The organism is Rhodospirillales bacterium (genome assembly GCA_028824295.1).
In the GTDB taxonomy this organism is placed as follows: Bacteria; Pseudomonadota; Alphaproteobacteria; order TMED109; family TMED109; genus VXPW01.
Window position 1 is genome coordinate 1 of sequence record JAPPED010000022.1, and the last position, 26,039, is coordinate 26,039.

25 protein-coding genes and 1 riboswitch are annotated in these 26,039 nt (G+C 64.2%); of the genes, 16 read left to right on the forward strand and 9 right to left on the reverse strand.

Features of this window, described 5'->3' with window-relative positions; all coding sequences use genetic code 11:
* Positions 1 to 335, reverse strand: a 335-nt coding sequence (locus OXH60_09455) for an FAD-dependent oxidoreductase (protein ID MDE0712343.1), incomplete at its 3' end; no start/stop codon positions are given.
* Positions 336 to 744: 409 nt separating this feature from the next.
* On the opposite strand from OXH60_09455, the gene OXH60_09460 reads away from it, so the two are divergent.
* Positions 745 to 2,232, forward strand: coding sequence for an aldehyde dehydrogenase (locus OXH60_09460; protein MDE0712344.1), 1,488 nt, complete (start codon positions 745 to 747; stop codon positions 2,230 to 2,232).
* A 120-nt stretch (positions 2,233 to 2,352) separates the two neighbouring features.
* On the opposite strand, the gene OXH60_09465 is transcribed toward OXH60_09460, so the two are convergent.
* The 4 genes from OXH60_09465 to OXH60_09480 are packed head-to-tail and all read right to left on the reverse strand — an operon-like array spanning position 2,353 to position 7,006.
* Positions 2,353 to 3,324 carry an ABC transporter permease gene (locus OXH60_09465; protein ID MDE0712345.1) on the reverse strand — a complete coding sequence of 324 codons (972 nt, stop codon included), beginning with the start codon at positions 3,322 to 3,324 and terminating at the stop codon, positions 2,353 to 2,355.
* Position 3,325: 1 nt separating this feature from the next.
* On the reverse strand, positions 3,326 to 4,438 hold the full coding sequence (locus OXH60_09470) for an ABC transporter permease (GenBank protein MDE0712346.1): 1,113 nt from the start codon (positions 4,436 to 4,438) through the stop codon (positions 3,326 to 3,328).
* On the reverse strand, positions 4,435 to 5,982 hold the full coding sequence (locus tag OXH60_09475; GenBank protein ID MDE0712347.1) for an ABC transporter ATP-binding protein: 1,548 nt from the start codon (positions 5,980 to 5,982) through the stop codon (positions 4,435 to 4,437). Before OXH60_09475 ends, OXH60_09470 begins: the two co-directional genes overlap by 4 nt.
* Positions 5,983 to 6,010: 28 nt before the next feature.
* Positions 6,011 to 7,006 (reverse strand): BMP family ABC transporter substrate-binding protein, encoded by a 996-nt coding sequence (locus OXH60_09480; protein ID MDE0712348.1) that lies wholly within the window; start codon positions 7,004 to 7,006, stop codon positions 6,011 to 6,013.
* 1,351 nt (positions 7,007 to 8,357) lie between these two features.
* Between OXH60_09480 and OXH60_09485 the strand changes: the two genes are divergently transcribed.
* Positions 8,358 to 8,972 carry a hypothetical protein gene (locus tag OXH60_09485; GenBank protein ID MDE0712349.1) on the forward strand — a complete coding sequence of 205 codons (615 nt, stop codon included), beginning with the start codon at positions 8,358 to 8,360 and terminating at the stop codon, positions 8,970 to 8,972.
* 149 nt (positions 8,973 to 9,121) lie between these two features.
* Entirely contained in the window at positions 9,122 to 10,177 is a 1,056-nt protein-coding gene (locus OXH60_09490; GenBank protein ID MDE0712350.1) for a zinc-binding dehydrogenase, read from the forward strand.
* A 48-nt stretch (positions 10,178 to 10,225) separates the two neighbouring features.
* Here OXH60_09490 and OXH60_09495 read toward each other — a convergent pair whose 3' ends face one another.
* Positions 10,226 to 10,927, reverse strand: coding sequence for an RraA family protein (locus OXH60_09495; GenBank protein ID MDE0712351.1), 702 nt, complete (start codon positions 10,925 to 10,927; stop codon positions 10,226 to 10,228).
* Between the two features lie 314 nt (positions 10,928 to 11,241).
* On the opposite strand from OXH60_09495, the gene hfq reads away from it, so the two are divergent.
* From hfq to OXH60_09520, 5 genes are all read left to right on the forward strand, one after another.
* On the forward strand, positions 11,242 to 11,517 hold the full coding sequence (hfq, locus tag OXH60_09500; protein ID MDE0712352.1) for an RNA chaperone Hfq: 276 nt from the start codon (positions 11,242 to 11,244) through the stop codon (positions 11,515 to 11,517).
* Entirely contained in the window at positions 11,514 to 12,824 is a 1,311-nt protein-coding gene (gene hflX, locus OXH60_09505; protein MDE0712353.1) for a GTPase HflX, read from the forward strand. The genes hfq and hflX overlap by 4 nt, the downstream gene beginning before the upstream one ends.
* 205 nt (positions 12,825 to 13,029) lie before the next feature.
* On the forward strand, positions 13,030 to 13,317 hold the full coding sequence (locus tag OXH60_09510) for a co-chaperone GroES (GenBank protein ID MDE0712354.1): 288 nt from the start codon (positions 13,030 to 13,032) through the stop codon (positions 13,315 to 13,317).
* Between the two features lie 39 nt (positions 13,318 to 13,356).
* Positions 13,357 to 15,003, forward strand: coding sequence for a chaperonin GroEL (groL, locus tag OXH60_09515; protein ID MDE0712355.1), 1,647 nt, complete (start codon positions 13,357 to 13,359; stop codon positions 15,001 to 15,003).
* 431 nt (positions 15,004 to 15,434) lie between these two features.
* Positions 15,435 to 16,313: an NAD(P)-dependent oxidoreductase gene (locus tag OXH60_09520; protein MDE0712356.1), complete on the forward strand. Its 879-nt coding sequence runs from the start codon at positions 15,435 to 15,437 to the stop codon at positions 16,311 to 16,313.
* An 88-nt stretch (positions 16,314 to 16,401) separates the two neighbouring features.
* Here OXH60_09520 and mazG read toward each other — a convergent pair whose 3' ends face one another.
* Positions 16,402 to 17,235 (reverse strand): nucleoside triphosphate pyrophosphohydrolase, encoded by an 834-nt coding sequence (gene mazG, locus OXH60_09525; protein MDE0712357.1) that lies wholly within the window; start codon positions 17,233 to 17,235, stop codon positions 16,402 to 16,404.
* 88 nt (positions 17,236 to 17,323) lie between these two features.
* On the opposite strand from mazG, the gene OXH60_09530 reads away from it, so the two are divergent.
* The gene (locus OXH60_09530; GenBank protein MDE0712358.1) at positions 17,324 to 18,040 is read left to right on the forward strand and encodes a haloacid dehalogenase type II; all 717 of its coding nucleotides are present in this window, start codon (positions 17,324 to 17,326) and stop codon (positions 18,038 to 18,040) included.
* Here OXH60_09530 and OXH60_09535 read toward each other — a convergent pair.
* Complete coding sequence (locus OXH60_09535; GenBank protein ID MDE0712359.1) at positions 18,037 to 18,453, reverse strand: lipocalin-like domain-containing protein; 417 nt, start codon at positions 18,451 to 18,453, stop codon at positions 18,037 to 18,039. The two genes, OXH60_09530 and OXH60_09535, sit on opposite strands and share 4 nt — an antisense overlap.
* A gap of 131 nt (positions 18,454 to 18,584) precedes the next feature.
* Between OXH60_09535 and OXH60_09540 the strand changes: the two genes are divergently transcribed.
* From OXH60_09540 to OXH60_09565, 6 genes are all read left to right on the forward strand, one after another.
* A complete protein-coding gene (locus OXH60_09540) occupies positions 18,585 to 19,004 on the forward strand; it encodes an ATP-binding protein (GenBank protein ID MDE0712360.1) in 420 nt (139 codons plus the stop codon).
* 17 nt (positions 19,005 to 19,021) lie between these two features.
* Positions 19,022 to 19,360, forward strand: a complete 339-nt coding sequence (locus OXH60_09545) for an STAS domain-containing protein (GenBank protein ID MDE0712361.1) — start codon at positions 19,022 to 19,024, stop codon at positions 19,358 to 19,360.
* On the forward strand, positions 19,357 to 20,115 hold the full coding sequence (locus OXH60_09550) for an N-formylglutamate amidohydrolase (protein ID MDE0712362.1): 759 nt from the start codon (positions 19,357 to 19,359) through the stop codon (positions 20,113 to 20,115). Before OXH60_09545 ends, OXH60_09550 begins: the two co-directional genes overlap by 4 nt.
* A gap of 164 nt (positions 20,116 to 20,279) precedes the next feature.
* Positions 20,280 to 20,924: a thioredoxin domain-containing protein gene (locus tag OXH60_09555; GenBank protein ID MDE0712363.1), complete on the forward strand. Its 645-nt coding sequence runs from the start codon at positions 20,280 to 20,282 to the stop codon at positions 20,922 to 20,924.
* Positions 20,925 to 21,208: 284 nt separating this feature from the next.
* Positions 21,209 to 21,823 carry a hypothetical protein gene (locus OXH60_09560; protein ID MDE0712364.1) on the forward strand — a complete coding sequence of 205 codons (615 nt, stop codon included), beginning with the start codon at positions 21,209 to 21,211 and terminating at the stop codon, positions 21,821 to 21,823.
* 121 nt (positions 21,824 to 21,944) lie between these two features.
* Positions 21,945 to 22,730: a fumarylacetoacetate hydrolase family protein gene (locus OXH60_09565; protein MDE0712365.1), complete on the forward strand. Its 786-nt coding sequence runs from the start codon at positions 21,945 to 21,947 to the stop codon at positions 22,728 to 22,730.
* Positions 22,731 to 22,924: 194 nt separating this feature from the next.
* On the opposite strand, the gene thiC is transcribed toward OXH60_09565, so the two are convergent.
* Positions 22,925 to 24,721: a phosphomethylpyrimidine synthase ThiC gene (gene thiC, locus OXH60_09570; protein MDE0712366.1), complete on the reverse strand. Its 1,797-nt coding sequence runs from the start codon at positions 24,719 to 24,721 to the stop codon at positions 22,925 to 22,927.
* 74 nt (positions 24,722 to 24,795) lie between these two features.
* Positions 24,796 to 24,906: riboswitch (TPP riboswitch) on the reverse strand.
* Between the two features lie 253 nt (positions 24,907 to 25,159).
* On the opposite strand from thiC, the gene OXH60_09575 reads away from it, so the two are divergent.
* Entirely contained in the window at positions 25,160 to 25,939 is a 780-nt protein-coding gene (locus OXH60_09575) for a DUF3108 domain-containing protein (protein MDE0712367.1), read from the forward strand.
* Positions 25,940 to 26,039 lie beyond the last annotated feature (100 nt).

The following is a 26,039-nucleotide window of genomic DNA, read 5'->3' on the forward strand; positions in this document are numbered from 1 at the left end:
CCCAGTCCCTCGAAGCGTTCCTGCGAATCATGGGGCGCGATCGACTCGATGACACCCTGCACATGATCGCGGACCCGCTGGAAGTCGGCGCTCGGGGGCGCCGCCTCAACGCCGAACCTGCCGGCGTGACGCGTGGCGTGGGCGGCGTGCGCGGCTGCGATCAGGGACTTGGACGGTACGCATCCATAGTTCAGGCAATCGCCGCCCATCTTGCCGCGTTCGATCAGGACGGTGTCGACGCCGAGTTGCGCCGCGGCGGCCGCGACGCTCAAGCCGCCGGAGCCTGCGCCAATAATGCAGAGGTATGGGTACAACGTGGTATCTGATGAAGTCATCGCGCTTGTGAACTATCCAGCTGGTCGTTTGGTCATGCCCCCCGGCACCATAGACTTGGCCCGCGCAGCGCGCGATTCGAGAAGAGGGTGGTTCGCTTGCTGCCGGGTGGGCACATCATCCCGTATGACGTAGTGCTTTCCTCGGCGGAATACCAAGGCGCGATCACGATACCCCGGTTGCGCACCTGATACCCGTCCACCACGCGTTTGCCGATCCGCCGAGGGGGACTGCGCCGACCGGATCCACGCCACTGCGCTGCGGCATCAACATGCCGCAGCCGCCATCAGCGCCCCCGCTCGCAGGCGTCTCCGCGCGACCGCCGCCGTCAGGCCGTCGTATAGACTCGCGGGCACGCGCGATGCCATGCGTGGATCACTTGTCTCCGGTCGACCATCGAGGTAGGGAACCATGGCCCAGCTTCCGAAGTATCAGATGCATGTTGGAGGTACGTGGGTGGACCCGCTGTCGGGGGAATGGCTCGAAACGGACAACCCGTTCAACGGCAAGCCCTGGGCATTGATTCCCCGCGGCAACGCGGACGACGCGAACCGCGCCGTCGCCGTCGCCAAGGATGCGTTCGTCGACGGCGAGTGGCCCCGCCTGACCGCGACAGAGCGCGGCAACCTGCTGCGCCGGCTCGGCGATCTCATCGCCCGCGATGCCGACCGGCTAGCCGCAACCGAGGTTCAGGACAACGGCAAGCTGATCGCCGAAATGCGCGGGCAGCTCCGGTACGTGCCCCAGTGGTACTACTACTTCGGCGGACTCGCGGACAAGGTCGAGGGTGCCGTGATCCCGTCCGACAAGCCGGACATGTTCAATTACACCCGTCACGAACCGCTCGGCGTGGTCGTCGCGATCACAGCCTGGAATTCGCCGCTGCTGCTCACGGCGTACAAGCTGGCACCGGCGCTCGCCGCCGGCAACACGGTGGTCCTGAAGCCATCCGAGTACACGTCCGCGTCGGCGCTCGAGTTCGTCAAGCTCGTGGACGAAGCCGGGTTCCCGCCGGGCGTGGTGAACGTGGCCACCGGGTACGGTCGTGAGGTCGGCGAGGCGCTCATCTCGCACCCTGATGTCGCCAAGGTCGCCTTCACGGGCGGCAGTGTTACCGGTCGGCACGTCTACGAGACGGCGGCCGGCGGCCTCAAGCGCGTGACACTGGAACTCGGTGGCAAGTCGCCGAACATCGTGTTCGAAGACGCCGACATCGAGGATGCCGTCAAGGGCGCCATCTCAGGAATCTTCGCGGCATCCGGCCAGACCTGCGTCGCCGGTTCGCGGCTGCTGCTGCAGGAAGACATCCACGACGAGTTCGTCGAACGACTGTTGCGGACCGCGGAAACCGCGCGCATGGGCGACCCGATGGACATGGACACTCAGGTCGGCCCGGTGACGACCCCGCCGCAGTTCGACAAGGTGCTGAACTACATCTCGATCGCCAAGGAGGAGGGCGCCAACTGCCTGCTCGGCGGCCGGGCCGCCCAGCGCCCGGAGTGCGGGGACGGCTGGTTCGTGGAGCCGACGATCTTCGACGACGTGAACAACGACATGCGGATCGCGCAGGAAGAGGTCTTCGGCCCCGTGCTCTCCATCATTCGCTTCCGCGATGACGACGAGGCCGTCGCGATCGCGAACGACGTCATGTACGGCCTTGCCGCAGGCATCTGGACCCAGAACGTCCGGCGGTCGATCACCGTTGCCGACCGACTGCAGGCCGGCACGGTCTGGGTCAACACGTACCGCGCCGTCAGCTTCATGTCCCCGTTCGGGGGCTACAAGATGAGCGGAATCGGGCGGGAAAATGGCGCGGACGCGATTCGCGAGTACCTGCAGACGAAGAGCGTCTGGATCAGCACGGCCAGCGAAGTTCCGAACCCATTCGTGTTGCGGTGAGCCGGAACCCGCCGAGTTTCCCGAATTCGGTGTCGGCGCGCGACGGTCGGCACCGGGAGGACTGACGGCCGGCTTGCCGCGGATATCTGGGGGCGGTTCGGCCGGATCCCGAACGCCCGGTTACCCTTCTCTCGTGTACGGGATGCCGATCGCTTTCGGTGGCACGCCGCGCCCCACGAACCCGGCCAGCAGCAGCACGGTCAGCACGTAGGGAAGCGCCTGCACCAGATGAACCGGCACCTCGCCCAGACCGGGCAGCGATGCGCCCTGCAACCGGATGGACACAGCATCGAGGCAGCCGAACAGCAAGCAGGCCAGCACCGCCGGCACGGGACGCCAATTGCCGAAGATCAGTGCAGCTAGGGCGATGTAGCCCTTTCCCGCGGTTATGTCGCGAAGGAACCCAGCGCTCTGCGCCAGTGCGAGATAGGCGCCGGCCAGACCGCAAAGCACGCCCGCGCAGACCAGCGCACGATAGCGGACCCCCGAAACCGACACGCCTGCCGTGTCGACCGCGTAGGGGTTTTCGCCAACCGCCCGGAGACGAAGGCCAAACCGGGTCCGATAGAGCGCCAGTGCCACCACCGGAACCGCCAGCCAGGTCAGGTACACGATCGCGTTGTGGCCGCTCAGGAGTTCCCCATACACCACGCCCACGATCGGAACCGCTTCGAGCACGCCCGCCCCCGGCCACTCCATGGACAGGAAGCGCGCCGAATCGGGGAGCTGGGGCGTGCGGCCGCCCTGTGCGAACCAGGCCACCGCGAGGAACGCAGTCAGGCCGGAAACCAGAATGTTGATCGCGAGCCCGGACACCACCTGGTTCCCCCGGTGCGTGACGCAGGCGTACCCGTGCAGGAGCGCCAGCAGTACGGACGTTGCAATGGCTGCAGTCAGCCCGACCCAGGCCGAACCCGTGACGGCCGCAACGCAACCTGCCGCGAAGGCCGCGCCGAGCATCTTGCCCTCGAGCCCGATGTCGATGATCCCGGAGCGTTCGGAGAACAGGCCCGCCAGTGCCGCGAGAACGAGCGGCGTGGCAAGACGCAATGTGGAATCGAGAACCACGACCGCGGCCACCAAGACCTCCATGTCAATCGACCGCGCGACGCGTGAGGAAGGGCCGAAGCGCCGGGGCGAACATGTATTCGAGCGCGCCTGCAAACAGGATGACCAGCCCCTGAATGATCACCACCATGTCGCGTGTGATCGCGGGGATCTCGAAGGCCAGTTCCGCCCCACCCTGGTACAGCGCACCAAACAGGACTGCTGAAGGCACGATCCCCGCAGGATGGCACCGTCCCATGAGGGCTACCGCGATGCCGACGAAACCGAACCCGCCGGTGAATTCGAGCACGAGCCGATGCTGCACACCCATCAGCTCGTTCAGGCTCATGCATCCCGCCAAGGCTCCCGAGAGCATCATCGCCACCAGCACCTGCGCACCGGGCGATATCCCGCCGAAGACCGCTGCTGCCGGATTGGCGCCAACCACCCGCGTGCGGTAACCGGCTCGGGTATGCCAGACAAACAGCCACGCCCCGGCACAGCAGAGGAGCGCCAGAACGAGCGACACGTTGAGCGGTGAAGACGGGAGTTCCAATCCAAGAGCGGCAGCTACCTCATGCATGTAAGGGAGGCGGGCGTGTTCGGCAAAGGCACGGGTCTCCGGCTGCATCGAACCTGCCGGAGACATGACGTCGACCAGCAGGTACACCATGATCGACGTTGCAATGAAGTTGAACATGATGGTGGTGATGACAATGTGGCTGCCGCGCCCGGCCTGAAGAACGGCCGGCACAAATGCCCAGGCCGCCCCGAACAGCGCGGCAGCCGCGATCGCAACCGGCACCAGCAGGAGAAATGGGAGGAAATCCAGGTACAGGCAGACCAGGGCCACACCCAGTCCGCCGATCAGTGCCTGCCCTTCTCCACCGATGTTGAACAGACCGCACTGAAACGCCACGGCCACCGCCAAGCCGGTAAAGACGAAACTGGTGGCGTAGAACAGGGTGTAGCTGACCGCATCGGCAGACCCGAAGGCGCCCCCCACCAATACCTGCACCGCCTGCCACGGATCCTCTCCGGCGAGCAGCACAATCAGGCCGCAGGCGGCGAACGCGGCCAGCAGGTTGAGCCCGGGCAGCAGCCCAAGCACCGACCAGCGGGGAAGGCCCGAGACGGGATCGGGTGCCGTGACGCTCATTGAGCGTGATCCGGGACGTCCGACTCGCGCACTCCGCCCATCAGCAGTCCGAGGTCCCGTTCAGCCGCCCGTCCTGCCGGAACTTCACCCATGATGCGGCCGCCTGCCATGACCATGACCCGATTTGACAGGTCCAGGATCTCGTCCAGATTCGCGGATACCAGCAGTATCGCCTTGCCGGCGTCGCGCAGGCTTCGAATGCGGTCATGGATGAACACGACGCCACCGAGATCGACCCCGCGCGTGGGCTGGCCGACAAGCAGCACCTTGGAGGCGCGCTCTACCTCCCTGGCCAGCATCAACTTCTGCTGGTTGCCACCCGAGAGTTCGGCCGTCAGTTGCTGGGGGTTCGCCGGTCGGACGTCGAACGCCTTCATCCGGCTCTGGGTGTCGCCGGAAACGGCCGGCCAATCCAGCATCAGTCCACGACCGTAGCGGCGATCGTGGTGGTAGCCGAGGATGGCCGATTCGCAGGCCCGGAAGGGCATGACCAGTCCGGTGCGCTGGCGGTCCTCGGGGACGTGGGCTACGCCTCGGCGGCGGCGGTCGCGACTGTTGGAGACTGTCGGTTCCCCGTCCACCAGGATCCGTCCCGTGGCGACGGGCCTGAGCCCAGCCAACGCTTCCAAGAGTTCGCTCTGCCCGTTGCCCGCGACGCCGGCGATTCCCACTATCTCACCCGCGCGGACCGAGAACGACACATCGTGCACGCGCACAACGCCAGATGAATCCCGTACGGTCACCCGATCAACATCCAAGAGAGAACGGCCCGGCTCGACCGGACCCCGCCTGATTGCCGGGCGAACTTGCCTCCCAACCATCAGTTCCGCGATCTCGGAAACCGTGGTGTCGGCAGTGCGTCGATGAGCCACGACCGCGCCGTTTCGCATGACCGATACGTGGTCGGTGGCCGCCACGATCTCCGCCAACTTGTGGGTGATGAGGATGATGGTCTTGCCCCGACCAGCCAGCGTACGGAGGATGCGGAACAGCCTTTCCACTTCCCGCGGGGAAAGCACGCTGGTGGGTTCGTCCAGGATCAGAATGTCAGCCCCCCGGTACAGGGCCTTCAGGATTTCGACCCGCTGCTGCTGTCCGACCGGCAGCTCACCGACGGGCACATCCGTGGGCACCTTCAGGCCAAATTCGCGCTCCAGTTCCGCCAGCGCTCGCCTCGCCCGCCGGCCGGCCGGACCCAGCAGCGGGCTGCCCTCCGCTCCCAGCATCACGTTCTCGACTGCCGTAAACGGTTCCACCAGCATGAAGTGCTGGTGAATCATGCCGATTCCAGCCGCTATGGCGTCGCCGCTGTGCCTGAAGTCGAGGGGCTTGCCGGCAATCAGGATCTTGCCTCGATCGGCGCGATAGAATCCGTACAGGATGTTCATCAGCGTGGTCTTGCCGGCGCCGTTCTCTCCAACGATGCCGTGGACAGTCCCGGGCGGCACCGACAGGTGCACCCGCCGGTTGGCATGAATTTGGCCGAACCACTTGTCGACGGCACACAGCTCTACGGCTGGTGCACCGTTCGCCGCGGTCACCATCCCATCGATGGCCGGAAGCGCCCTTCGGCTAGTCCACTGGACAGCGTCCGTCCGCGACGTAGTCGTGGACGCGGATGTTCCCGCGCTTGATGTCCGCTACCGCGCGGTCTGCGGCGGCTTTCATCCCGGGGGAGACAAGCGTTTCGTTGAATTCATCCAGCGCCCAGCCGACCCCGCCTTCCTTCAGACCCAGTTCGCGCACGCCGGCCGTCCACGTGCCCTGACGGGCGCTGTCAAATACCTCGTAGGCTGCCACGTCGACCCGTTTCAGCATTGACGTCAAGACACTTCCGGGATGGAGATGATTCTGGTTCGAATCGACCCCGATCCCCAACATGTCCGCGTCTGCCGCCGCCTGGAGTACTCCAAGACCCGTGGTACCCGCAGCATGAAAGATGACGTCAGCGCCTCGGTCGAACTGCGACCTAGCGAGTTCCGCCCCCTTCACGGGGTCGTTCCAGGCCGCGCCGGTAGTGCCCACCATGTTCTGGAAGATCTCGACGTCGGGGCTCGCGTGCCGCGCTCCCAGCACATAGCCGCAGGCAAACCTCCGGATCAACGGTACGTCCATGCCGCCGACAAACCCCAGCTTTCCGGTGCGGCTAGCCATTGCGGCCAGCACTCCCACAACGAATGCGCCCTCGTGTTCCCTGAACACGATCGATCGCACATTTGGCCGGTGAACTTCCGAGTCGATGATGGCGAAGCGGGTCTCGGGAAATTCGGCGGCAATTCTCTCCAATGCCGACGCGTACTGGAAACCCACGGCGAGGATCGGGTCGTAGCCGCGGCGGGCGAACGTACGCAGCGCCTGAACCCGCTGGGAATCCGTTTGAACTTCGAAGTCCCGAAACTCGATTCCCGTATCGGCGGCGAACCGCTTGGCACCGTTCCAGACGCCTTCGTTGAACGACTTGTCGAATTTGCCACCGAGGTCGTAGACGACACCGGGCCTGATGTCCGCGGCGTGGGCCGAGCACCCTACCAGTATCAGGATGATCGCCGCCAAGTTTTGATACTTCACACGAGGCCTCCGTCAACCTCTCGCAATATGCGGGCTCCGGCCGTGGATATTACATTCGGAGAAGTCGTGTTCCCTGACAGCATTATGACGATGCCGCCGCAAACGCATACGGTTGGACCGGACAGGCATGCCGATGGTTATCTTGCCAAGGGCACCGGCGCAAACAGACCCGTGACGCTGTCGTCACCCCACCGGGCCGCCGGAGTTCAAGGTGACTCGGTCGGTAAATCGCCGACTCAACTTCTCGGCGTTGCCAGCGGCCGTCATGGACCGCCTTCATCGTCCGTACCGACACCCGTACGAGATCGCGAGTACGCGGCCCGACCGCCGCAACTGACCTCGTGCCCACGTCCCTCCCGAGGCCGTCCGCGACCGTCAGACCTGAGCCACCGACATCCGCAATACGCCCCAACCATAAACCCGGCTCACCCTGTCGCTCATCACGGTCCAGCAGACGTGATGCAACGATCTGTTCGCGGCCACAGGGTTCCAAGTAACATACTGAATCATTAATCCTACGGAGGCTGGCGTCCGTATCACTGAGACCATCGCCAATGGCCTTCCGCGACTGCCGTCACGGCCAGGAACATGTCTCATCTGATGCGCTGCGCGGTCCTATGGCGAGAACCGATCCTCGCGCGGGCACTGCACCGGCGGGTACCTGCGCGAGATGGCGCCGGTCGCCATTGTTGTCACGGAAAGACTCGGATGTTTGCTTCCGCCGACCGGCACCGGAAGACAGGATGGCGGGCTGGGCAATCGAGGAATACACAGGGTGCGGGAACGAGTCCTCTCGCCTGGACGGCAGGAACCTTGGCTCGTTCATTGGCGCCGGCGTCGCTATCGTTCGTCACGCCACGGCACCGCCGTGATCCGCACCGCGGAGGCGGCGGCAATTCCGATGAAGCGGGATCGAATTGACCTCTTGAAGCCGCCTTCAGCCAGACCCCTTGAAACCGTGCACAGTTCGCAATTCCGAACCAATAAAGTATCGCTACTGCCAACTTGTGGATGGCAAGGTACGTACGGCGTGGCACACTTGATTCTTTGACAATCCGGAAATACATACTAAATTGCGCGAAATGCAAATAAATTTATTTTCATTCCGGTCTTTCACGACTCGAACTTATGGGACTGTACCGTCCCCACTTGCCGGGTCCTCGAGCAATGTTCATGCGGCATCCATCGCAATTCAGGGGAACAAAGCCGCACCGGTCAAGAGTCGGCCCAGTGGTCGCTCGGGCTCCACAGAAGCCGACGACCGCCTGAGAGGTAGACCTCGGCTTCGTCGACGGTTGTCGGTTTGGCGCGGTCGCCAGCCCTCGAACCAAGGCGGTCTGGAGAAACCAACATGATTCAGGAACACCTGACCATCCGCGGCTTTCGGACGACGATGCGGCGTATCGTTTCGGCGGTCGTGGGTGAGCTTCGGCAGATCGCACAAGAAGATGGCTATACTAGGGAGTGGCGGCCCGCACGCGACCGCAGGATTGAAATGCTCAACGCCTACCAGCAAGGCGCGTCTCTCCGGGCCGTAGGCGAACAGTTCGGGGTGTCGGGGTCACGCGTGCAGCAGATCCTGAAGTCGATGCCTGACTACCAAGCTGCCAGAGACGCCGCGAGATCCCATCGCAGGGGAACGTCGGCGGGAACGCGGCCGGCACAGCTCCAGTCGCCGCAGAGGACCTCGAATTCACGCGACGTGCGGCGATCGTGGAAAGCAGCGTCTGATGGCGAGGACGTCTTCGAGCGCCTCTATCAGATGCGCGCTGCCGGTAAGAAATGGAAGGATCTCGCGGAAGCAGTCGGTCGACCACCGGATCGGAGCAATGCGCACTCCACCATGCTGCACATGAAGCGGCAGGCAAAGGCAAAGGGCCGTCCGTGGCCGATCAAGCAGGCCCATGGTTCCGTGCAGCCGTCGCGCGCGCCCGGCATGCCCCCCGAGGTCGATTCAGCGGGATAAGCCGGACAGGCCGGCAATTGGCGCAACACAGGACGGCATCCGCGGCTCCAGTAGTTCGAGGCGCGTCCCCGCCCCAGAGCAGTTGCGACGAACCCGGGCATCTGCCAGTACATGACCCGCCCTGACAAGTAACTGGGAGAGAGACCGTCGTGCGTGGACTGTATTTCCTCGGGAACCGCGAACTGGACTTGCGCGAAATTCCCGACCCTACTCCCGGCCCTGGCGAGGTCGTGCTCAAGATCAAAGCGTCGGGAATGTGCGGCAGTGATCTCAAGTTCTATCGGCCGCCACCAGGGGAAGCGCAACGTGCACTCGGTCTAGGGGACGATGTGCCGCCAATCATTGGCGGCCACGAACCCTGCGGCGTGGTTGCTGAGCGGGGGGCCGGGGTAACGCCGGAAGCCGCACCGATCGATGCACGGGTCATGAATCACCACTATGCCGGGTGCGGCCTGTGCGACTCCTGCCGGGTTGGCTGGACGCAGATGTGTGAAACCGGGCCCGTGAAGGTCTACGGCGTGACGGCCGACGGTGCACACGCCGACTACATCGTGGTACCGGCCATCAGCCTCGTTCCATTGCCTGAAGCACTCAGCTTTGCCGAGGGTTCTGCGATCGCCTGCGGTACCGGAACCGCCTACGGCGCGCTGTGCCGCCTGCCCCGACTTGGGGGCTCGACCCTTGCGGTATTCGGCCTCGGACCGGTCGGTCTCAGCGCCGCACTGCTCGGCGAAGCCATGGGCGCGCGGGTCATCGCCGTCGAAGTGGAGTCGGAACGGCTGGCGCTCGCCACTGAGTTCGGCGCTGACGCGACTGTCGACGCCGCTTCCACTGACCCGGTCGAGGCCCTGATGGACCTTACCCACGGCCGAGGGGTGGACTTGGCCATCGATTGCAGCGCTTCCTCCGCGGCTCGCTCGGCGGCAGTGCGTTCGACGGGGCGATGGGGCACCGTATGTTTTGTCGGTGAAGGTGGCGACGTCACGATCGACGTCAGCCGCGACATGCTCCGCAAGCAACTCACCATCATTGGCTCCTGGACGTTCAACCCGACCGGACAGGCCGAGTGCGCCCGCTTCATCGCTGACCGCAAGATTCCGTTGGAGAAGATTTTCACCCATCGGTACACGCTTGATGAAGCCGTGGATGCCTATCGCTTGTTCGATACGCAGACCACGGGCAAAGGCGTGTTCCTGTTCGACTGAGCCCGCAACGCCGACGGCCCCGCCGTCGCTCCCCGCGGCGGCAGGCGTTCAGTGGATTTCCCTCGCGTCGGCCATGGCGCGCCGGAGCTGCGCGATATCGAATTCGGGCTGGCGTGCGCACGCCAGAATCACGGCCTCGCGCCGAGTCAACAGGTCGACGGCCGCTGGGAGCTCCTTCACTGCCTCCGGTGGAATGACGACGGCCCCATGACGGTCGGCATGAATGATGGCGTCATGCTCGACCCTCATTCCGTACACTTCGACAGGGCAGCCGGTCTCCACGACGTGTACATGTGCATGGCTGGGACCCACCATGCCGGCCAGTAACTGAAAGCCGGGAGCGCAGGCATCCAGGTCACGGATGGATCCGTTCGTGACGACTCCCTGTACCCCGAGGCCCTTGTGCACAGCCGTGTTCACCTCGCCCCAGAAGGCACCAAACCCGGGATTGGGGTCGATATCTTGAATCACCGCAACCGCCGGCCGCACGCCATCCGCAACGTACTCGTAGTACGCGATCCTGCCGCGTTGCTGCTGTTCAGCCGGCGCCTCGGACGGGACGCTACAACGGATCGTGGCCGTGCGCGCCCAGCCGACGATTGGCTTGAGGTCGGGATCCGCACAAACCATGGGGCGAACGGTGAAGCCGGTCGCCCGCCGGTCCGGTACCACCATCTCAAGCGCGTTGCAAATTGTGGGTGTGTCCCAAGCCGCAAGGTGCTCAAGATCCCGGGCAGTCACGTGTGTCATGAGAATCCCTCAAGTAGTTGGCGCTACCGGCGTGCCGCCTCGTGCCCTCCTGAGCATTGCTCCTGGCGTCAGGCATGCGACACGCGGAACGTGCGGCTGCGACAGGGTAACCGAGTCATCGTGCACCCCGTAGCACCTGCCTGACCGAAACTGCACGACCGCCTGCCGACCGGCGAACACCGTCTGCGTGGCGGCTGGCGCGGCACCAGCTTCCCGGTATCCGTAATGGCGGCGAACGCAGCGCCGCCTGCCGCAGCGTCGAATTGACAGCCCTTCTAGTATCATCGTTTCCGCAAGAACCTCCGAGGGAGACCATGGCCGCCCAGCATCGAGGAGCGCTACAGAACTCTTTCCTGAATCGGCTCCGGAAGTCGCGTACGCAAACGACGGTTCACCTCATGAACGGTGTACGTCTTCGCGGAACCGTTACGGCATTTGACGAATTCTGCATCTGGCTTTCAACGTCGGGTAACCAGCAGCTGGTATTCAAGCACGCGATCTCCACGATTGTTCCGAGCAAGCCGATCAGCCTCGGAGAACCGGGCGAGCCGGAGGCGCGCGGGCCCGAGCCGGCATCAACGGACGAGTGACTTCAGCACCGGTGGCCGAGGTTCCGGTTTGGGTTGTTCACCCGGTTGTCAGGGGAAACGACCCGCAGCTGCGTACACAGGCCAACCGGCTCGCTGAAGCCTGTTCACTGGCCGATTCCATTGGTCTTCGGGTCAAGCGTGCAGAGCAGTTCAGAGTCCGGCAGCCTCGGCCCGCCACACTGCTCGGACCCGGCGTCCTGGAATCCCTCCGGGCGGACATCGCTGGTGCCGCGGAAGCGCCACACCTGATCCTGTTCAATGTCGATCTGACGCCGGTCCAGCAGCGCAACCTGGAAGATCTGCTGCAAACGAAGGTCCTGGACCGTACCTCGCTCATCCTCGAAATCTTCGGTGCCCGTGCAGCCACCCGAGAGGGGCGTCTGCAGGTGGAACTCGCACATCTGGAATGGCAGCGGAGCCGGCTGGTCCGATCCTGGACTCACTTGGAGCGCCAGCGCGGCGGTTTCGGGTTTCTCGGCGGTCCGGGCGAATCGCAGATCGAGCTCGATCGTCGACTGATCACTGAACGCGTCATCCGGATCCGGAAAGAGCTTGAAGACGTGCGGCGACGACGGGGCCTTCACCGACAGCGTCGCGACCACCCGACCGTAGCGTTGGTCGGCTACGCCAACGCCGGTAAGTCCACGCTGTTCAGTCGCCTCACCGGACAATCCACCGACGCCCGGAACCTGCCGTTCACCACGCTGGATCCGCTGATGCGGGCACGGGCGCTTCCTTCCGGCCGCACCGTGGTCTTTTCCGATACCGTGGGCTTCGTCTCCGATCTTCCGACCCTGCTGATTGCGGCGTTTCGTGCCACCCTCGAAGAGGCGGTGCATGCCGACCTCCTGGTTCACGTCCGCGACATCACCCACCCGGAAACGGCGGCGCAGCGGCGCGACGTCATCAGCGTGCTGTCCACGCTGGGAGCACTTGCCGATGGCGCCGACCCGCAACTTGAAGTTCTGAACAAGATCGACCAGATGGCCGACGACGACATACAGCTGCTGCAAGCGCAGCTGCCGGCCGCGATTCCTGCATCAGGCCTGCTCGGTTCCGGTGTCACGGAGCTGCTGGAGGCCGTCGACCGCTGTCTTGGTCAAACCCGAAGCGAGTTCGATGTCGAACTCTCGCTGGCTGACACTTCCACACTTGCATGGCTGTACAGGCGAGGCGCAGTGGTACGTCAGCACGCTGATGCCACCTCTCTTCACGTGCGAGTGGCGCTGGACCCGGCCGACCGAGGACGTCTCAACGCACGGTTGGCAAAGGCGTCGCCGACCGATCCGTCCAGGTTGCAAACCTGAAATCCGGCCCGTCACCCGCTCACGCGGTTCGGGGGCACCAAACCTCTTTCCCCAAGCCCCTTGACATCGGGGGTTCGCATCCCCACTTCTACCCCTAACGGATTTTTTGGCACTCTCAGTGTTAGAGTGCCAATCCCGTTTTATGGGCGCCTCACGGACGCGCCGTACGCCCAGCACCCCTTTCCAATCAGAGAGGCATGGAAGCATGAAATTCAGGCCGTTGCATGACCGCGTCATGGTCCAGCGCGAAGACGACGACGAGCGCTCGCCAGGCGGCATCATCATTCCGGACACCGCGAAGGAGAAGCCCATGAAGGGCAGGGTCATCGCGACTGGTTCGGGCATCCGGAGCGAAGATGGCAAGATCACGCCCCTGGATGTGCAAGAGGGCGACACCGTCCTGATCGGCAAGTGGTCGGGCACTGAAGTCAAGATGGATGGCGAGGAATACGTCATCGTCAAAGAGTCCGACATCATGGGAGTCCTGGCCTAGGCCCGGTCCCGTCATTCCGCAGAGAAGGAACTCACACACATGCCTGCCAAAGAAGTTAAGTTCTCGGGGGACGCCCGCGAACGCATGCTCCGGGGCGTTGACGTCCTGGCCAACGCGGTCAAGGTCACCCTGGGACCCAAGGGCCGCAATGTCGTGCTCGACAAGTCGTTCGGCGCTCCCCGCACGACCAAGGACGGCGTGACCGTCGCAAAAGAAATCGAGCTTTCGGACAAGTTCGAGAACATGGGCGCCCAGATGGTGCGCGAGGTGGCCAGCAAGACCAATGACGTCGCTGGCGACGGAACGACCACCGCCACCGTGCTGGCGCAGTCGATCGTCCGCGAGGGCACGAAAGCCGTCGCCGCGGGAATGAATCCCATGGACGTCCGGCGCGGCATCGAGATGGCGACCAACGCCGTCGTTACCGAACTCAACAAGATGAGTCGAAAGGTCCAGGGCCACGACGAAGTCGCGCAGGTCGGGACCGTCTCCGCGAACGGTGAACGCGAAGTCGGCGACCTCATCGCGCGGGCGATGGAGCGGGTCGGCAAGGAAGGCGTCATTACCGTCGAGGAAGCCAAGTCGCTTGAAACGGAACTCGATGTGGTCGAAGGCATGCAGTTCGACCGAGGCTACCTCTCCCCGTACTTCATTACGAACGCCGAAAAGATGACGGCCGAGTTCGAGGACCCGTACCTCCTCATCCACGAACAAAAGCTGTCGTCGCTGCAGCCGATTCTTCCCGTCCTGGAGAAGGTCGTGCAGTCCGGCAAACCGCTGATCATCATCGCCGAGGACATCGAAGGCGAGGCCCTGGCCACGCTTGTTGTCAACCGCCTGCGTGGCGGCCTCAAGGTCGCCGCGATCAAGGCGCCCGGGTTCGGTGACCGCCGCAAGGCCATGCTGGTCGACATCGCCACCCTGACGGACGGTCAGGTCATCAGTGAGGAACTGGGAGTCAAGCTGGAGAACGTTGATCTCCGGATGCTTGGCCGCGCGAAGCGTGTGCTCGTCACGAAGGAGGAGACCACCGTCGTGGAGGGTGCCGGCAAAACAAAGGACATCCAGGGACGCTGCAACCAGATCCGCGCGCAGATCGAAGAATCCACCTCGGACTATGACCGCGAGAAGCTGCAGGAGCGGCTCGCCAAGCTGGCCGGCGGTGTCGCCGTCGTGCGGGTCGGTGGCGCGACCGAGGTCGAGGTCAAGGAGCGCAAGGACCGCGTCGACGACGCCATGAACGCCACGCGTGCAGCCGTCGAGGAAGGCATCGTTGCCGGTGGCGGCGTTGCATTCCTCTACGCTGCGCGACGGAGCCTGAAGAAGTGCAAGCCAGGCAATGACGACCAGCGCGTTGGTATCGACATCGTCCGCAAGGCCATGGAGACCCCGCTGCGCCAGATCGCCTCGAATGCTGGCTACGACGGTTCGATCGTGATCGGCAAGGTGCTGGAATCCAAGGACGAAGGCTTCGGGTTCGATGCCCAGGAGGGCGAGTACGGTGACCTGTTCAAGGCGGGCGTGATCGATCCGGTCAAGATGGTGCGGACGGCGCTCCAGGACGCTGCATCCGTGGCCGGCCTGCTCATCACCACCGAGGCAATGGTTGCCGAGAAGCCCGAGAAGCCCAAGAACGGTGCTGCTCCCGGCGGCGGAATGCCCGACATGGGCGGGATGGACTTCTAACGAAGCCCACCCGGCTTTTGACATTGAAGGGGGGCCGTGCCCGGCACGGCCCCCCTTTTTTCTTCGGCAATCTGTTCCGGTTTGCCTGACCGTCCGCGTGTTCGCGAATTCGATTCGCGGATTGTTGCCGAACGGGGCTGTCGGTGGTCGACCTCTCGCCCCCGGGCCGGCGGCGCCGACCCCCCGGTCTCTCTACTCGTCCTGCGGCTTGCGACGCCCTGCCGGCCGCTGCGCGACCAGCCGGGTTGCATGCGGCCGTCGCCCGATCCCCGCGACCGCCCGCATCGTTCGTCAATCAATGTATATAGGCCGTTCGGGACACGATGGGCCGGTACGGCCGCAACCAGCCGAGTATCCATCGGCTGCCGCGTCAATGTCCCGTCGCGCCGTCTGCGCATGACCACCGTCTAACATCTGGAGAAGCCGAGGCAATGGCCAACCCGCAACGCACTGCATTCCTAGGTCTTGGAGTCATGGGCTATCCCATGGCCGGCCATCTCGCAGCAGCCGGCCACGACGTCGTGGTCTACAACCGAACCCGGACACGGGCCGACGCCTGGACCAGCCAGCATGGCGGCGAATCGCGAGCGACACCCGCTGCGGCGGTCGAAGGCGCCGAGACTGTCTTCGTATGCGTCGGCAACGACCATGACTTGCGGAGCGTCGTCACCGGAGAGACAGGGGCGCTGGCTGGCATGAAGGCGGGCTCCATTCTGGTCGATCACACGACAGCGTCCGCGGGAATCGCCCGGGAGCTCGCGGCCGCCAGTGCCGACGGCGGCGTAGGATTTCTCGACGCCCCGGTCTCCGGCGGTCAGGCAGGAGCAGAAAACGGCCAACTCACCGTCATGGTCGGTGGCGAGTCCGGCACGTTCGAGCGTGCCCGCGGGCTGATCGACTGCTACGCCCGCGCCACCACGCTGATGGGGCCGGCCGGCGCCGGCCAGCTCACGAAAATGGTCAACCAAATCTGCATAGCCGGCTTGCTTCAAGGCCTGTCCGAAGCCATGAATTTCGCGAGCCGCGCCGGCCTCGACGGCGAGCAGGTCATCGACGTGATTTCGAAGGGAGCTGCGCAGTCTTGGCAGATGGAAAACCGCGCCGGCACGATGCTCGAGGGGAAATTTGATTTCGGCTTTGCTGTGCAGTGGATGCGGAAGGATCTCGCGATCTGTCTGGAGGAGGCGAAGCGCAACAACGCTCGGCTCCCGGTGACTGCGCTGATCGACCAGCTCTACGCGCAAGTGGAGGCACGCGGCGGGAAACGGTGGGACACGTCCAGCCTTATCCACCTGCTACAGAACGACTAGCGTTGTTGCCGGACGGCGGGGCCTGGCATTCCGGGCTCCGTCCGTGCCTACGGCTCCCCCGATGCGAGCTCAACCCATCCAGGCGGCGCTACCGGCTGTGCCAGACGCTGGCGCGCTGGTCGGGGGTGGCTTCCTGCAATCCCTTCCCTTCGTGCTGCAGCGTTCGCTCCAGCCGGCTCACACGCTGCTGAAACCGCGCGTTGGCATCATCGAGGGCGGCCTCCGGATCCACTCCGCTCATCCGCGACAGCCGCACCAGCGCAAACAAGGCATCCCCGAGCGTACGGCGGGCGTCGGCGTCGCCCGGCGCTACCGAACGCAGCTGCTCCAGCGGCTGGTAACTCTCGGCTGCAGGCTTGGCATCGGGTCCTGCCGTGTCGCCAGCCGCCCGGTCCAAGGCATCCTGTAGTTTCCGCGCCCGTACCAGCGCCGGGCCTGACCGCAGCACCCCTTCCAGCACGCTCTTTCCGCCGTGGCTCGGCGCCGTCTCCGCCGCCTTGATGCGCTCCCAGTTGCGCACCACCGCCTCCGAATCAGCAGCTGCCGCCTCCGCAAACACGTGCGGATGCCGGCGCACCAGCTTGTCGCTCAGCGCTTCGATTACCTCGGCCATGGCGAAAGCGCCGGCCTCCTCCGCCATCCGCGCATGGTAGATGACCTGCAGCAACAGGTCGCCGAGTTCGTCGCACAGCGCCTCCATGTCGCCCGCCCTGATGGCGTCGATAACCTCGTAGACCTCCTCAATCGTGTACGGAACGATCGTCTCGAACGTTTGTGCCCGGGTCCAGGGGCAGCCCCGCGCCGGGTCCCTCAGTTCCGCCATCAGCCCCAGCAAGCGTTGAAACGCGGGACCGACCTTGCTAGTGGCAGTTTCTGGAGTCCGGGTAAGAGAATCCTCGCGCGTTCGACGGTGATCGGGCATGGAACACTCCGGCAAGAGCCTGCGATGCCTGCGCTCGACAGGCGGTGCAAGCGCTCCAGTTTAGTTTCGGAAATACGGGAGCGAGCCCTTGCAACTGCGTGAGTTCCGAGCCCTCAGCTTCGACTGCTATGGCACTCTAATCGATTGGGAAACCGGGATCTGGGACGCTCTCAGCCCCCTGCGACGGGCCGGCTTGTCCGACCGATCAGCTGCTCTTGCAGCCTTCGCAAGACACGAAAGCGCTGTCCAGAAGGCGGAACCAGGGGCCAGTTATCCGGACGTGCTTGCCCGAGTGCACCAGCGCCTGTCGGAAGAGTTCGATTTTCCTCCCGACCCGGAACTCGATGTCCGGTTCGGCGGATCGGTTCAGGATTGGCCAGCGTTTCCCGATTCGGGGGCTGCGCTTCAATACCTCGGCCAGCACTTCCGGTTGATCATTCTTTCCAACGTGAGCAGGGCTGCTTTCACATCGAGCGAGCGCCGTCTCGTAGCCCGTTTCGACGCTGTCTACACGGCCGAGGACATCAAGAGTTACAAACCCGATCCGCGAAACTTCCGCTATCTGATCGAGCACTGCGAACAAGACTTCGGAATCGACAAGGGAGAACTCCTGCACGTGGCGCAAAGTCTGTACCACGATCACGTGCCGGCACGCGCCGCCGGGCTCGCCACCGCTTGGATCGACCGCCAGCAAGGACGGCCCGGCGCGACCAGGCCGGTGACCGACCGCCCCGACGTCAGCTTCGTCTTTCCTGATCTGGCTGCGCTCGCCGCGTCCCACCGGGCGGAACACGATTCTGCCTAGGGACGCCGCCACAAGATGATGACACGGTGGTCGGGGCCCGCCTGCGGATGCGGGCCGCTGAACTTCAAAACCCCGTTCTCCCAAACGATGTCGCGTTCAAGAGTGGAACCTATCAGCCTTGGATCGTGCGATAGATGGATCGTATGGTGCACCGTGGAACCAGAAAGGGTCCACGAACCTTGATAGGCAAAGAACCCGGCCCACGCCCGCGCCGCCGCCGCATCCGGCACCGGATTCTCCGGAAGCGACAGGTCGGAGCCGGCCAGCATCGCTATTACGGTGCGGTCGGCCCCGTAGTAGATCAAGCCCCGGGGGTTCTCTCCGAGGAGCGGAGTCCGCTCGCCATCCGGCGCTTCCAAATAGGTGTCTACCAAGTCCCAACGGCCCAGCAGGTCACGCTCAACGACGGCCATGAACCTCCCCAAAACCCGCGAAATCTGCTATAATCGATACGATTTCGCAACAGGGCACAACATCCTCCTGGCTGACCTACTCTGGCGCCCATATTGATGGTCTACGCGGCAGTGACGAATCGGAGTTGCATATGGGGCAGTCACTGAAACTCGACATTCCGGTCCAAATCAGCGCGCTCAGTGATGTGACCACCAAGGTTGAAGAGTTTTGTGACGCGGCCGATATTCCGATGGCAAGCGCCTTCAAGGTCAATCTCGTGATTCAGGAACTGGTCACCAACAGTTTGAATCACGGAGATTTTGGTGACCGGAAGCCGGAAATATCGCTATCAATCAATTGTGACGGCAGGCAGGTCGAGATGCTGTTCGAAGACAATGCTGCCCCGTTCGACCCCTTCACCGAAACGCCAGCACCTGATCTCAACTCAGATGTCAGTGAACGTTCGATCGGCGGTCTCGGAATCCACCTGATCCGGACGTTTTCGGATCAGTCCAGCCACGAGCACGTCGATGGCAAGAACCGGATTCGGCTGATCAGCCCGGTTGAATAGCTGATCCCGGAGCCCCCGTGCCTTTTTTCGCGGCGGCCAGATCCGGAAAGTTTCTCGTGTTTTCCCTGTCTGGTCGTATCGAAGGTGTGCGTGTGTCGGAATTCGCGGAACAACTCATGCGGCAAATCGATAGCGGAGAAAACCACATCGTCCTGGACTGTTCCGCGGTTTCCCGCCTTGCATCGCCAGCCAGAAGAGTGCTCCTCGCGGTGGCCCGCCGGCTGGAATCTCGCGGCGGCCTGTTCCGGGTCGCCGGTTTGCAACCGGCACTGCGAGCGCCCGTCGCGGAACTTCGGGGGCCGGGCGGCCCCCTGTCCCTCTTCGCGAGTCTTCCCGAGGCGCTGACTTCCCCGTGACCCAGCCCTACGCGGATTTTCGACCGTTCGAGCACGCCAATCCCCGCGGTCGTTTCCCGGCTCTGCTCGTCTGCGATCACGCGGTGAACACGGTACCGGAAGAACTGAGCGACTTGGGTCTGGACGCCAGGGAGCTTGAGCGGCACATTGGCTGGGACCCCGGGGCCCGAGCCGTAACGTTGGAGCTGGCCGCACTCCTGGATGCACCCGCCTTGCTCGCCGGCTATTCCCGTCTCGTGATCGATCCGAACCGGTCGCCGCATTCAGAAACATCGATCCTTGAGAACAGTGACGGCACGATCATTCCAGGGAATATCGGGCTGGATGCAAATGCCCGCCACGATCGGATCACTGCCTGTTTCCGGCCCTACCACGATGCCATCGATACGACGCTCGACCGGCTGGGCCCGCGCTGCGCCGCGCTCCTGTGTATCCATACCTTCACCCCCGCCCTTGCCGGCGACGGTATCGCGCGTCCATGGCACGCATCGATTCTGTGGGGCGGTAATCAAGCACAGTTTGCCGACCGGATCCGCATCGGACTCGGGCAGGTCACTGGCCTCAAGATTGGCAACAACCAGCCGTACGCCCAAACACCGGAATTCGGATACACGGCCGAAGCCCATGGGGAAGTCCGGGGACTGCCGAACCTTCTGATCGAAATCCGCCAGGATCTCCTGGAAGACGCGAACGCCCCACAACAGTGGGCCAACCATCTGGCGGAGGTGCTCGTGGCGGAACTGGCGACGGTCTGAGCCTCGGCATCGAATCAGGACCCGCTGTTTCGTCCGCAACAGCCGCCGCCCCGATTGCGAGGCTGCGTGTCGCCACGCACGGGCAGTTCCCGATTGCGGTGCGAAACCCCGACGGGCGATGCTGCCCCGCTCCGGCCAAGTTGCCCAGACGGCGCGCTTCCGCGTTGCCCGACGTTGCTCGCAAGCCATATATTGTCGGCGGCAATTCAAGGAGAAGCCCTCTCATGCGCCTGCTTCCCGCCCTGTTAACCGCGCTGCTGGTTTGGCCCGCAGCTGCCGAGGAGTCCGGCGAGTCGGTGCTCGAAAAGATTCTCGGAAGTGCGGACGCACCGCATGAAATCATCGAGTACGCATCGCTTTCCTGCCCCCACTGCGCCGCCTTCCACAACGAATCGTTGCCTGACATCAAGGCCCGTTTCATCGACACGGGACAGGTGCGGCTCGTCTTCCGGGACTTCCCTCTGGATCAGCCGGCCCTGACCGGATCCATGCTTGCCCACTGCCAGCCCGACAAGCACTTCTTTCCCGTACTTGAGCAGTTATTTGCGCACCAGACGAAGTGGGCGTTCGCCGAGGCCCCGAAAGACGTGCTGAAGGAAATATTTCTTCAGTTTGGAATCAGCGCGGACGATGTGGATGCGTGTTTCGCCGATACCGAAGCGAATCGCGCGCGCCTCAATCGCATCCTCAATACCCGCATGGACGGCCAAAACCGGATGCAAGTGGATTCCACGCCGACATTCTTCGTCAACGGGTCGAAGGTGGACGGGCGATTCGACGCCAATACGCTCGCGGAACTGATCGAATAGGGAGCAGTGGTTCAGGAAGCATTCGCTCCTGCGGAATGGACCGGGTTTCCGCCATGCGTCCAGCACCCGCGGCGATAGACTGATTCGCTGCTTGTCGCTATGCTGAGTTTCCGCTCGTGAGCGGTATCGAGACGGCAACGGCGCCCGCCATTCGAGGTCGATGTCCTCGGGTCGCCCGACGCATAGGCCGCAACGCTCGCCGGGTAGCCCGACATCCCGCTACAGCCAACCCGAAGGGGGCCTGTACCATGTTTCATCCCTCTCGCTTGCTATCGATATTGTTGTTGGCCCTGCTACCGGCAGCCATGGCTTCGGCCGGGAACGTCGTTGACCCGCTCGTCCACTACTCGACAGACTATGATGGTCGAGAACACCACCTGCGCATTACCGCCAGCTCAACCAGGGTTACCACACCCGACGAAACGTTCCGGGTGTCCACCCGCATGGTGCTCCAATACGACTGCCACGAAGTCGCGCCCCTGCATCCGGGAAGAGCCCTCCAGGCCGAGGCCTGGCACTTCCGCCTGCCGGCGGACGCAAAGGCCGCGGTCTCGGTGGAATCGCCTGCCAACTTCTTCGCCGATTTCTTCAATCTCGAGCCGCCGCCGTTCGTGGAAACGTCCGGTGTGTTGCGGGTCACCGATCTCGGTACGGGCGGATTCGTGGAGACGGCCGCCACGGTCATTCGTTCCGGCCACGGCTTTTCCACCGACACGGTCTACGAGACGCAGTTCGATTCCGGGGTGATCGCTCCGGAGAGGCTGCTCCGTGCGTTCGACGCCGGGCACTCCGTCGGGATCGAGCTGGAGTCGCCGGAATTCTCCTTGAGCGCGGTCTTCTCCCTGACCGCCGATCAAGCGGCTCCGCTGGCCACACTTGTGAACCGCTGTCCGCGGTAAGGCAACAGAGCTCGGCAACTTCCCGCGTCGGTTGGCGCTGGCCTCAGGCCGGCCGGCGCCGACTCGTCGACGCCTTAGCGGCACCGCCCATCCGAACTGACCGGCCGGAGGGGCCGCGGTCATGAACCAATCTCGCGCAGACGAAGCCGGGCGAATCGTTCACGATTGCTGGGCCGCCGGCTCGGTAGTCGCCGAACTGCCGGAGAACTGTCGGCCGGCGACGCTGGCGGCCGGCTACGAGGTGCAGCGGTCCTTCGTGCAACACTCCGGCGAGACCGTGGCGGGCTGGAAGATTGCGGCGACGAGTATCGCCGGCCAGCGCCATATCAATGTCGATGGACCGATCGCCGGGCGCCTGCTCAAGAGCCGCGTGCACCATAGCCCCGGCAGCGTGCAGCTCGGTCAGAACCGGATGAGCGTCGCCGAGGCGGAATTCGCATTCGTGCTCGGCAGAGCATTGCCGGCCCGCGGTGCGCCCTATACGGAAGCAGAGGTCTTCGCGGCGGTGGCAGATGTCCACCCGGCGATCGAGATCCCGGATTCCCGATATCGCGACTTCACACGGGCTGGCGGCCCCCAGCTCGCCGCGGACAACGCCTGCGCATGCCAGTTCATCCTGGGTCCCGCAGCTGCGGCGGACCTGCAGTCGATCGACTTTGTGGCCCATCCGGTACGTTTGGTCATCGACGGCGAGGAAGCCACCCGCGGAACCGGCGCCGACGCGCTCGGCGATCCGCGAACCGCCCTCGCCTGGATCGCCAACAACCACGCATTGCAAGGAGGTTCGCTGAAGGCCGGCGACATTGTCACGACGGGAGTCTGCGGGCAACCGAGCCCGATCAGACAGGGCAGCCGGGTCGTCGCGGATTTCGGCAGCCTGGGCACCGCGGTGACGGTCCTGCTCTGACCCGGCCGCCGACAGTGTAGATCCGGCACACCCGGCCTTCGGCCACGGCATCCGGGGCAGCCCGAGAATGCCATCGCCGGTCCTCCCGGGAATGCCCCATCCGCTGGAGCACGACACAGCAGCCGAATTGGCGAGCCAGGCTCACCGGTCAGGATGCGCCAGCAGCCCCAAAGCGCCGCCGGAGCCCGGAGTACCTAGCCCGATTTCTGGTAGATCTCGCTCCCGCCCTTGCGGAACTCCTGGGCCTTCTCCTGCATGCCCCGCTCGGCATATTCACGAACCTCCCGCGTGATTTTCATCGAACAGAACTTCGGCCCGCACATCGAGCAAAAGTGCGCCACCTTGTGGGCTTCCTTCGGCAAGGTCTGGTCGTGGTACTGCTGCGCGGTTTCCGGGTCGAGAGACAGGTTGAACTGGTCCTCCCACCGGAAGTCGAACCGGGCTCGCGACAGTGCGTCGTCGCGCGCCCGCGCACCCGGATGCCCCTTCGCAAGATCGGCGGAATGCGCGGCCAGACGGTACGCAATGACGCCCTCCTTGACGTCGTTGCGATCCGGGAGCCCGAGATGCTCCTTAGGCGTCACGTAGCACAACATCGCCGTACCGAACCAGCCGATCATTGCCGCACCAATGGCGCTGGTGATGTGGTCGTAGCCGGGCGCAATGTCGGTCGCCAGCGGTCCCAACGTGTAGAACGGAGCCTCGCCGCATGTCTCCAGCTGCCGGTCCACGTTCACCTTGATCTTGTCCATCGGCACGTGGCCCGGTCCCTCGATCATCACCTGCACGTCGTGATCCCAGGCGATCTTCGTGAGCTCACCGAGGGTCTCCAGCTCGGCGAATTGCGCCCGGTCGTTGGCGTCCGCGATCGAGCCCGGACGGAGCCCGTCACCAAGGGAGAAGCTGACGTCATACGCAGCCAAAAGTTCGCAGATCTCGGGGAATTTTTCGTACAGGAAGCTCTCACGATGATGTGCAAGACACCATTTGGCCATGATGGACCCACCGCGGCTGACGATGCCGGTAACCCGCTCAGCAGTCAGCGGAATGTGGGCGAGCCGCACCCCCGCGTGGACCGTGAAATAGTCGACCCCCTGTTCGCACTGCTCTACCAGCGTGTCGCGGTACAGCTCCCAGGTCAGTTCCTCGGGGACTCCACCGACCTTCTCGAGGGCCTGATAGATCGGCACCGTCCCTACAGGTACCGGCGAATTGCGCAGGATCCAATCGCGGATGTTGTGAATGTTGCGGCCGGTCGAGAGGTCCATGATGGTGTCGGCGCCCCAGCGCGTCGCCCAGACCATCTTGTCCACTTCGTTGGCAACGGAAGAGGTCACGGCGGAATTCCCGATGTTGGCGTTCACCTTCACCAGGAAGTTTCGCCCGATCACCATGGGCTCGAGCTCGGGATGATTGATGTTGGCCGGAATGATCGCCCGGCCGCACGCCACTTCCGCGCGCACGAATTCCGGCGTTACCCGGTCGGGAACGTGAGCACCGAAGGATTCTCCGCCCCGCTCCCCGGCCCCGTTGTCCGCCGAGCGCCCTTGATTCTCGCGCTCGGCAATGAACTCCATCTCCGGCGTCACGATGCCTCGCCGTGCGTAGGCGAGCTGGGTCACCGCAGCGCCGGTCGCCCTTCGCGGACGCCGCGGTACCGGAAACGACGGAACCCGATTTGCCGCCGACGGATTGCCGTTGTCCACGTCCTGAAGGGGTCGGCCGGCCTCGACACGCGTGTCGCCGCGGGCCTCAACCCAAGCTTCTCGCCACCGAGGCAAACCGGCTTCAATGTCGATGTTGACGGCCGGGTCGGTGTATGGCCCTGACGTGTCATACACGCGCAATGGCGGTTCGCCGGCCGATGGATGCAGCGAGATGTCACGGTGTGGCACCCGCAGACCGCGGGCCGAATCCCCTGTGTACACCTTGCGCGACGCGGGCAACGGGCCGGTTGTCACCTGAATGGGAATGGGCGTGTCAGCGTCCATGTGGAGTCTCCTGGGCCCGGAGGCCACGTTCCGAAGGACGTGCTTCGGGATGCGGGGCCGAGAGGACCGGGGAGATCCGGGCGCGTCCCGATCCCTCCGCCGGCATCACCCGGTTCAGGTTCGAAGGGTCCCCGCCAGACGGATCTCAGCCCCGGAACTCGGTCCGGGCACCCCTTCGGAACGACGCAGGATGAAGTTTGCGCTGAACGGCGGCTGACGTCAAACCGTGGTGGCCGGAACCAATTGTCGAGGCGAGGCACGCGCCATCGTGCCACGCCGTTGCACGCTGCCGGCCCTACCGTAAACTCCGCTCCTCGACCCGGTCCCGGCATCCAGACGTTGCTTCGCTGCAGGATATCGTCTTTGCTGTCGGGGGCGGCGGTCCCGGCCGGCCCCCTGCAACCGCGTTCCAGGTAGCGTCCTGTGCTCCGAATCGCCTTGTCAGCAGTTGCGATTCTGTTGTTCGCGACGGCGCCGAATTCGCACGCCGTACCCACATCCCCGCTCCACATCCAGCCGTTCAGCCTGATCGGCTCCGCCTTTGTGAGCGGGTTCCGTGCCGGCGAAGCCGTCATGGCATTCGATATCAACGCTGACAGCTACTCGGTACGCTTCAACGCTGAATCGCAGGGATTGATCCGACTCCTGTTTCAGTGGGCTTTCGAGCTGGAGGTGCAGGGCACGCTGACGGCCGAACACGCCGCCGGTCTCCGACCGGCCGTGTACCAGTCCCGGCGCTACCATCGGGACGGACATGTCGAGCGTCATGTTCGCTTCCGGGCCGGTTTCGCCGAGACGGTCCTTCCGGAGGGTGCGGAGCCGTATCCACATCCGGTGCCGCCCGAGGAGCGACGCCAGGTACTCGATCCGGCAAGCGCCCTGTTGTCGGCTGGATTGGTACTGGCCCGCACCGGCCGCTGCGAACAGACCATCCGCGTATTCGACGGCAAGACGCGAAGCAATCTGGTCCTGACGGACCGGGGCGACGGACCGGCGGCCGGTTCTCCGGCTTCAGGGCGTCTGAGCGGTGACGCCAAGCGATGCGCATTTCGAAGCCACCGGGTCGCCGGGTACAGTGATCGGCACATGCGCAAGCCTCCCGTCGAAGGTGAGATCTGGTTTCGTGCCCACGTCGACGGCCTGATGGTGCCGGTCCGGCTGCAAACCCCTACTCGGATTGGGATGGCGATCTTCCACTTCGAACCACCTGCCAGCTAGTTTCAAAGGCTCACGTCGAAACCGTGACATCCGCCGGCGCTGCACTGTCAGACGGGCACGGATGACGGCGGTTCGCCTCCCATCGTTCCCAACACCGCCT

Excerpts from the sequence above, each read along its gene's own strand:
- OXH60_09460 (MDE0712344.1), top strand. The coding sequence starts at position 745 with ATGGCCCAGCTTCCGAAGTATCAGATGCATGTTGGAGGTACGTGGGTG.
- OXH60_09465 (MDE0712345.1), bottom strand. The coding sequence starts at position 3,324 with ATGGAGGTCTTGGTGGCCGCGGTCGTGGTTCTCGATTCCACATTGCGT.
- OXH60_09470 (MDE0712346.1), bottom strand. The coding sequence starts at position 4,438 with ATGAGCGTCACGGCACCCGATCCCGTCTCGGGCCTTCCCCGCTGGTCG.
- OXH60_09475 (MDE0712347.1), bottom strand. The coding sequence starts at position 5,982 with ATGGTGACCGCGGCGAACGGTGCACCAGCCGTAGAGCTGTGTGCCGTC.
- OXH60_09485 (MDE0712349.1), top strand. The coding sequence starts at position 8,358 with ATGATTCAGGAACACCTGACCATCCGCGGCTTTCGGACGACGATGCGG.
- OXH60_09495 (MDE0712351.1), bottom strand. The coding sequence starts at position 10,927 with ATGACACACGTGACTGCCCGGGATCTTGAGCACCTTGCGGCTTGGGAC.
- hfq (MDE0712352.1), top strand. The coding sequence starts at position 11,242 with ATGGCCGCCCAGCATCGAGGAGCGCTACAGAACTCTTTCCTGAATCGG.
- OXH60_09510 (MDE0712354.1), top strand. The coding sequence starts at position 13,030 with ATGAAATTCAGGCCGTTGCATGACCGCGTCATGGTCCAGCGCGAAGAC.
- groL (MDE0712355.1), top strand. The coding sequence starts at position 13,357 with ATGCCTGCCAAAGAAGTTAAGTTCTCGGGGGACGCCCGCGAACGCATG.
- OXH60_09520 (MDE0712356.1), top strand. The coding sequence starts at position 15,435 with ATGGCCAACCCGCAACGCACTGCATTCCTAGGTCTTGGAGTCATGGGC.
- mazG (MDE0712357.1), bottom strand. The coding sequence starts at position 17,235 with ATGCCCGATCACCGTCGAACGCGCGAGGATTCTCTTACCCGGACTCCA.
- OXH60_09535 (MDE0712359.1), bottom strand. The coding sequence starts at position 18,453 with ATGGCCGTCGTTGAGCGTGACCTGCTGGGCCGTTGGGACTTGGTAGAC.
- OXH60_09540 (MDE0712360.1), top strand. The coding sequence starts at position 18,585 with ATGGGGCAGTCACTGAAACTCGACATTCCGGTCCAAATCAGCGCGCTC.
- OXH60_09565 (MDE0712365.1), top strand. The coding sequence starts at position 21,945 with ATGAACCAATCTCGCGCAGACGAAGCCGGGCGAATCGTTCACGATTGC.
- thiC (MDE0712366.1), bottom strand. The coding sequence starts at position 24,721 with ATGGACGCTGACACGCCCATTCCCATTCAGGTGACAACCGGCCCGTTG.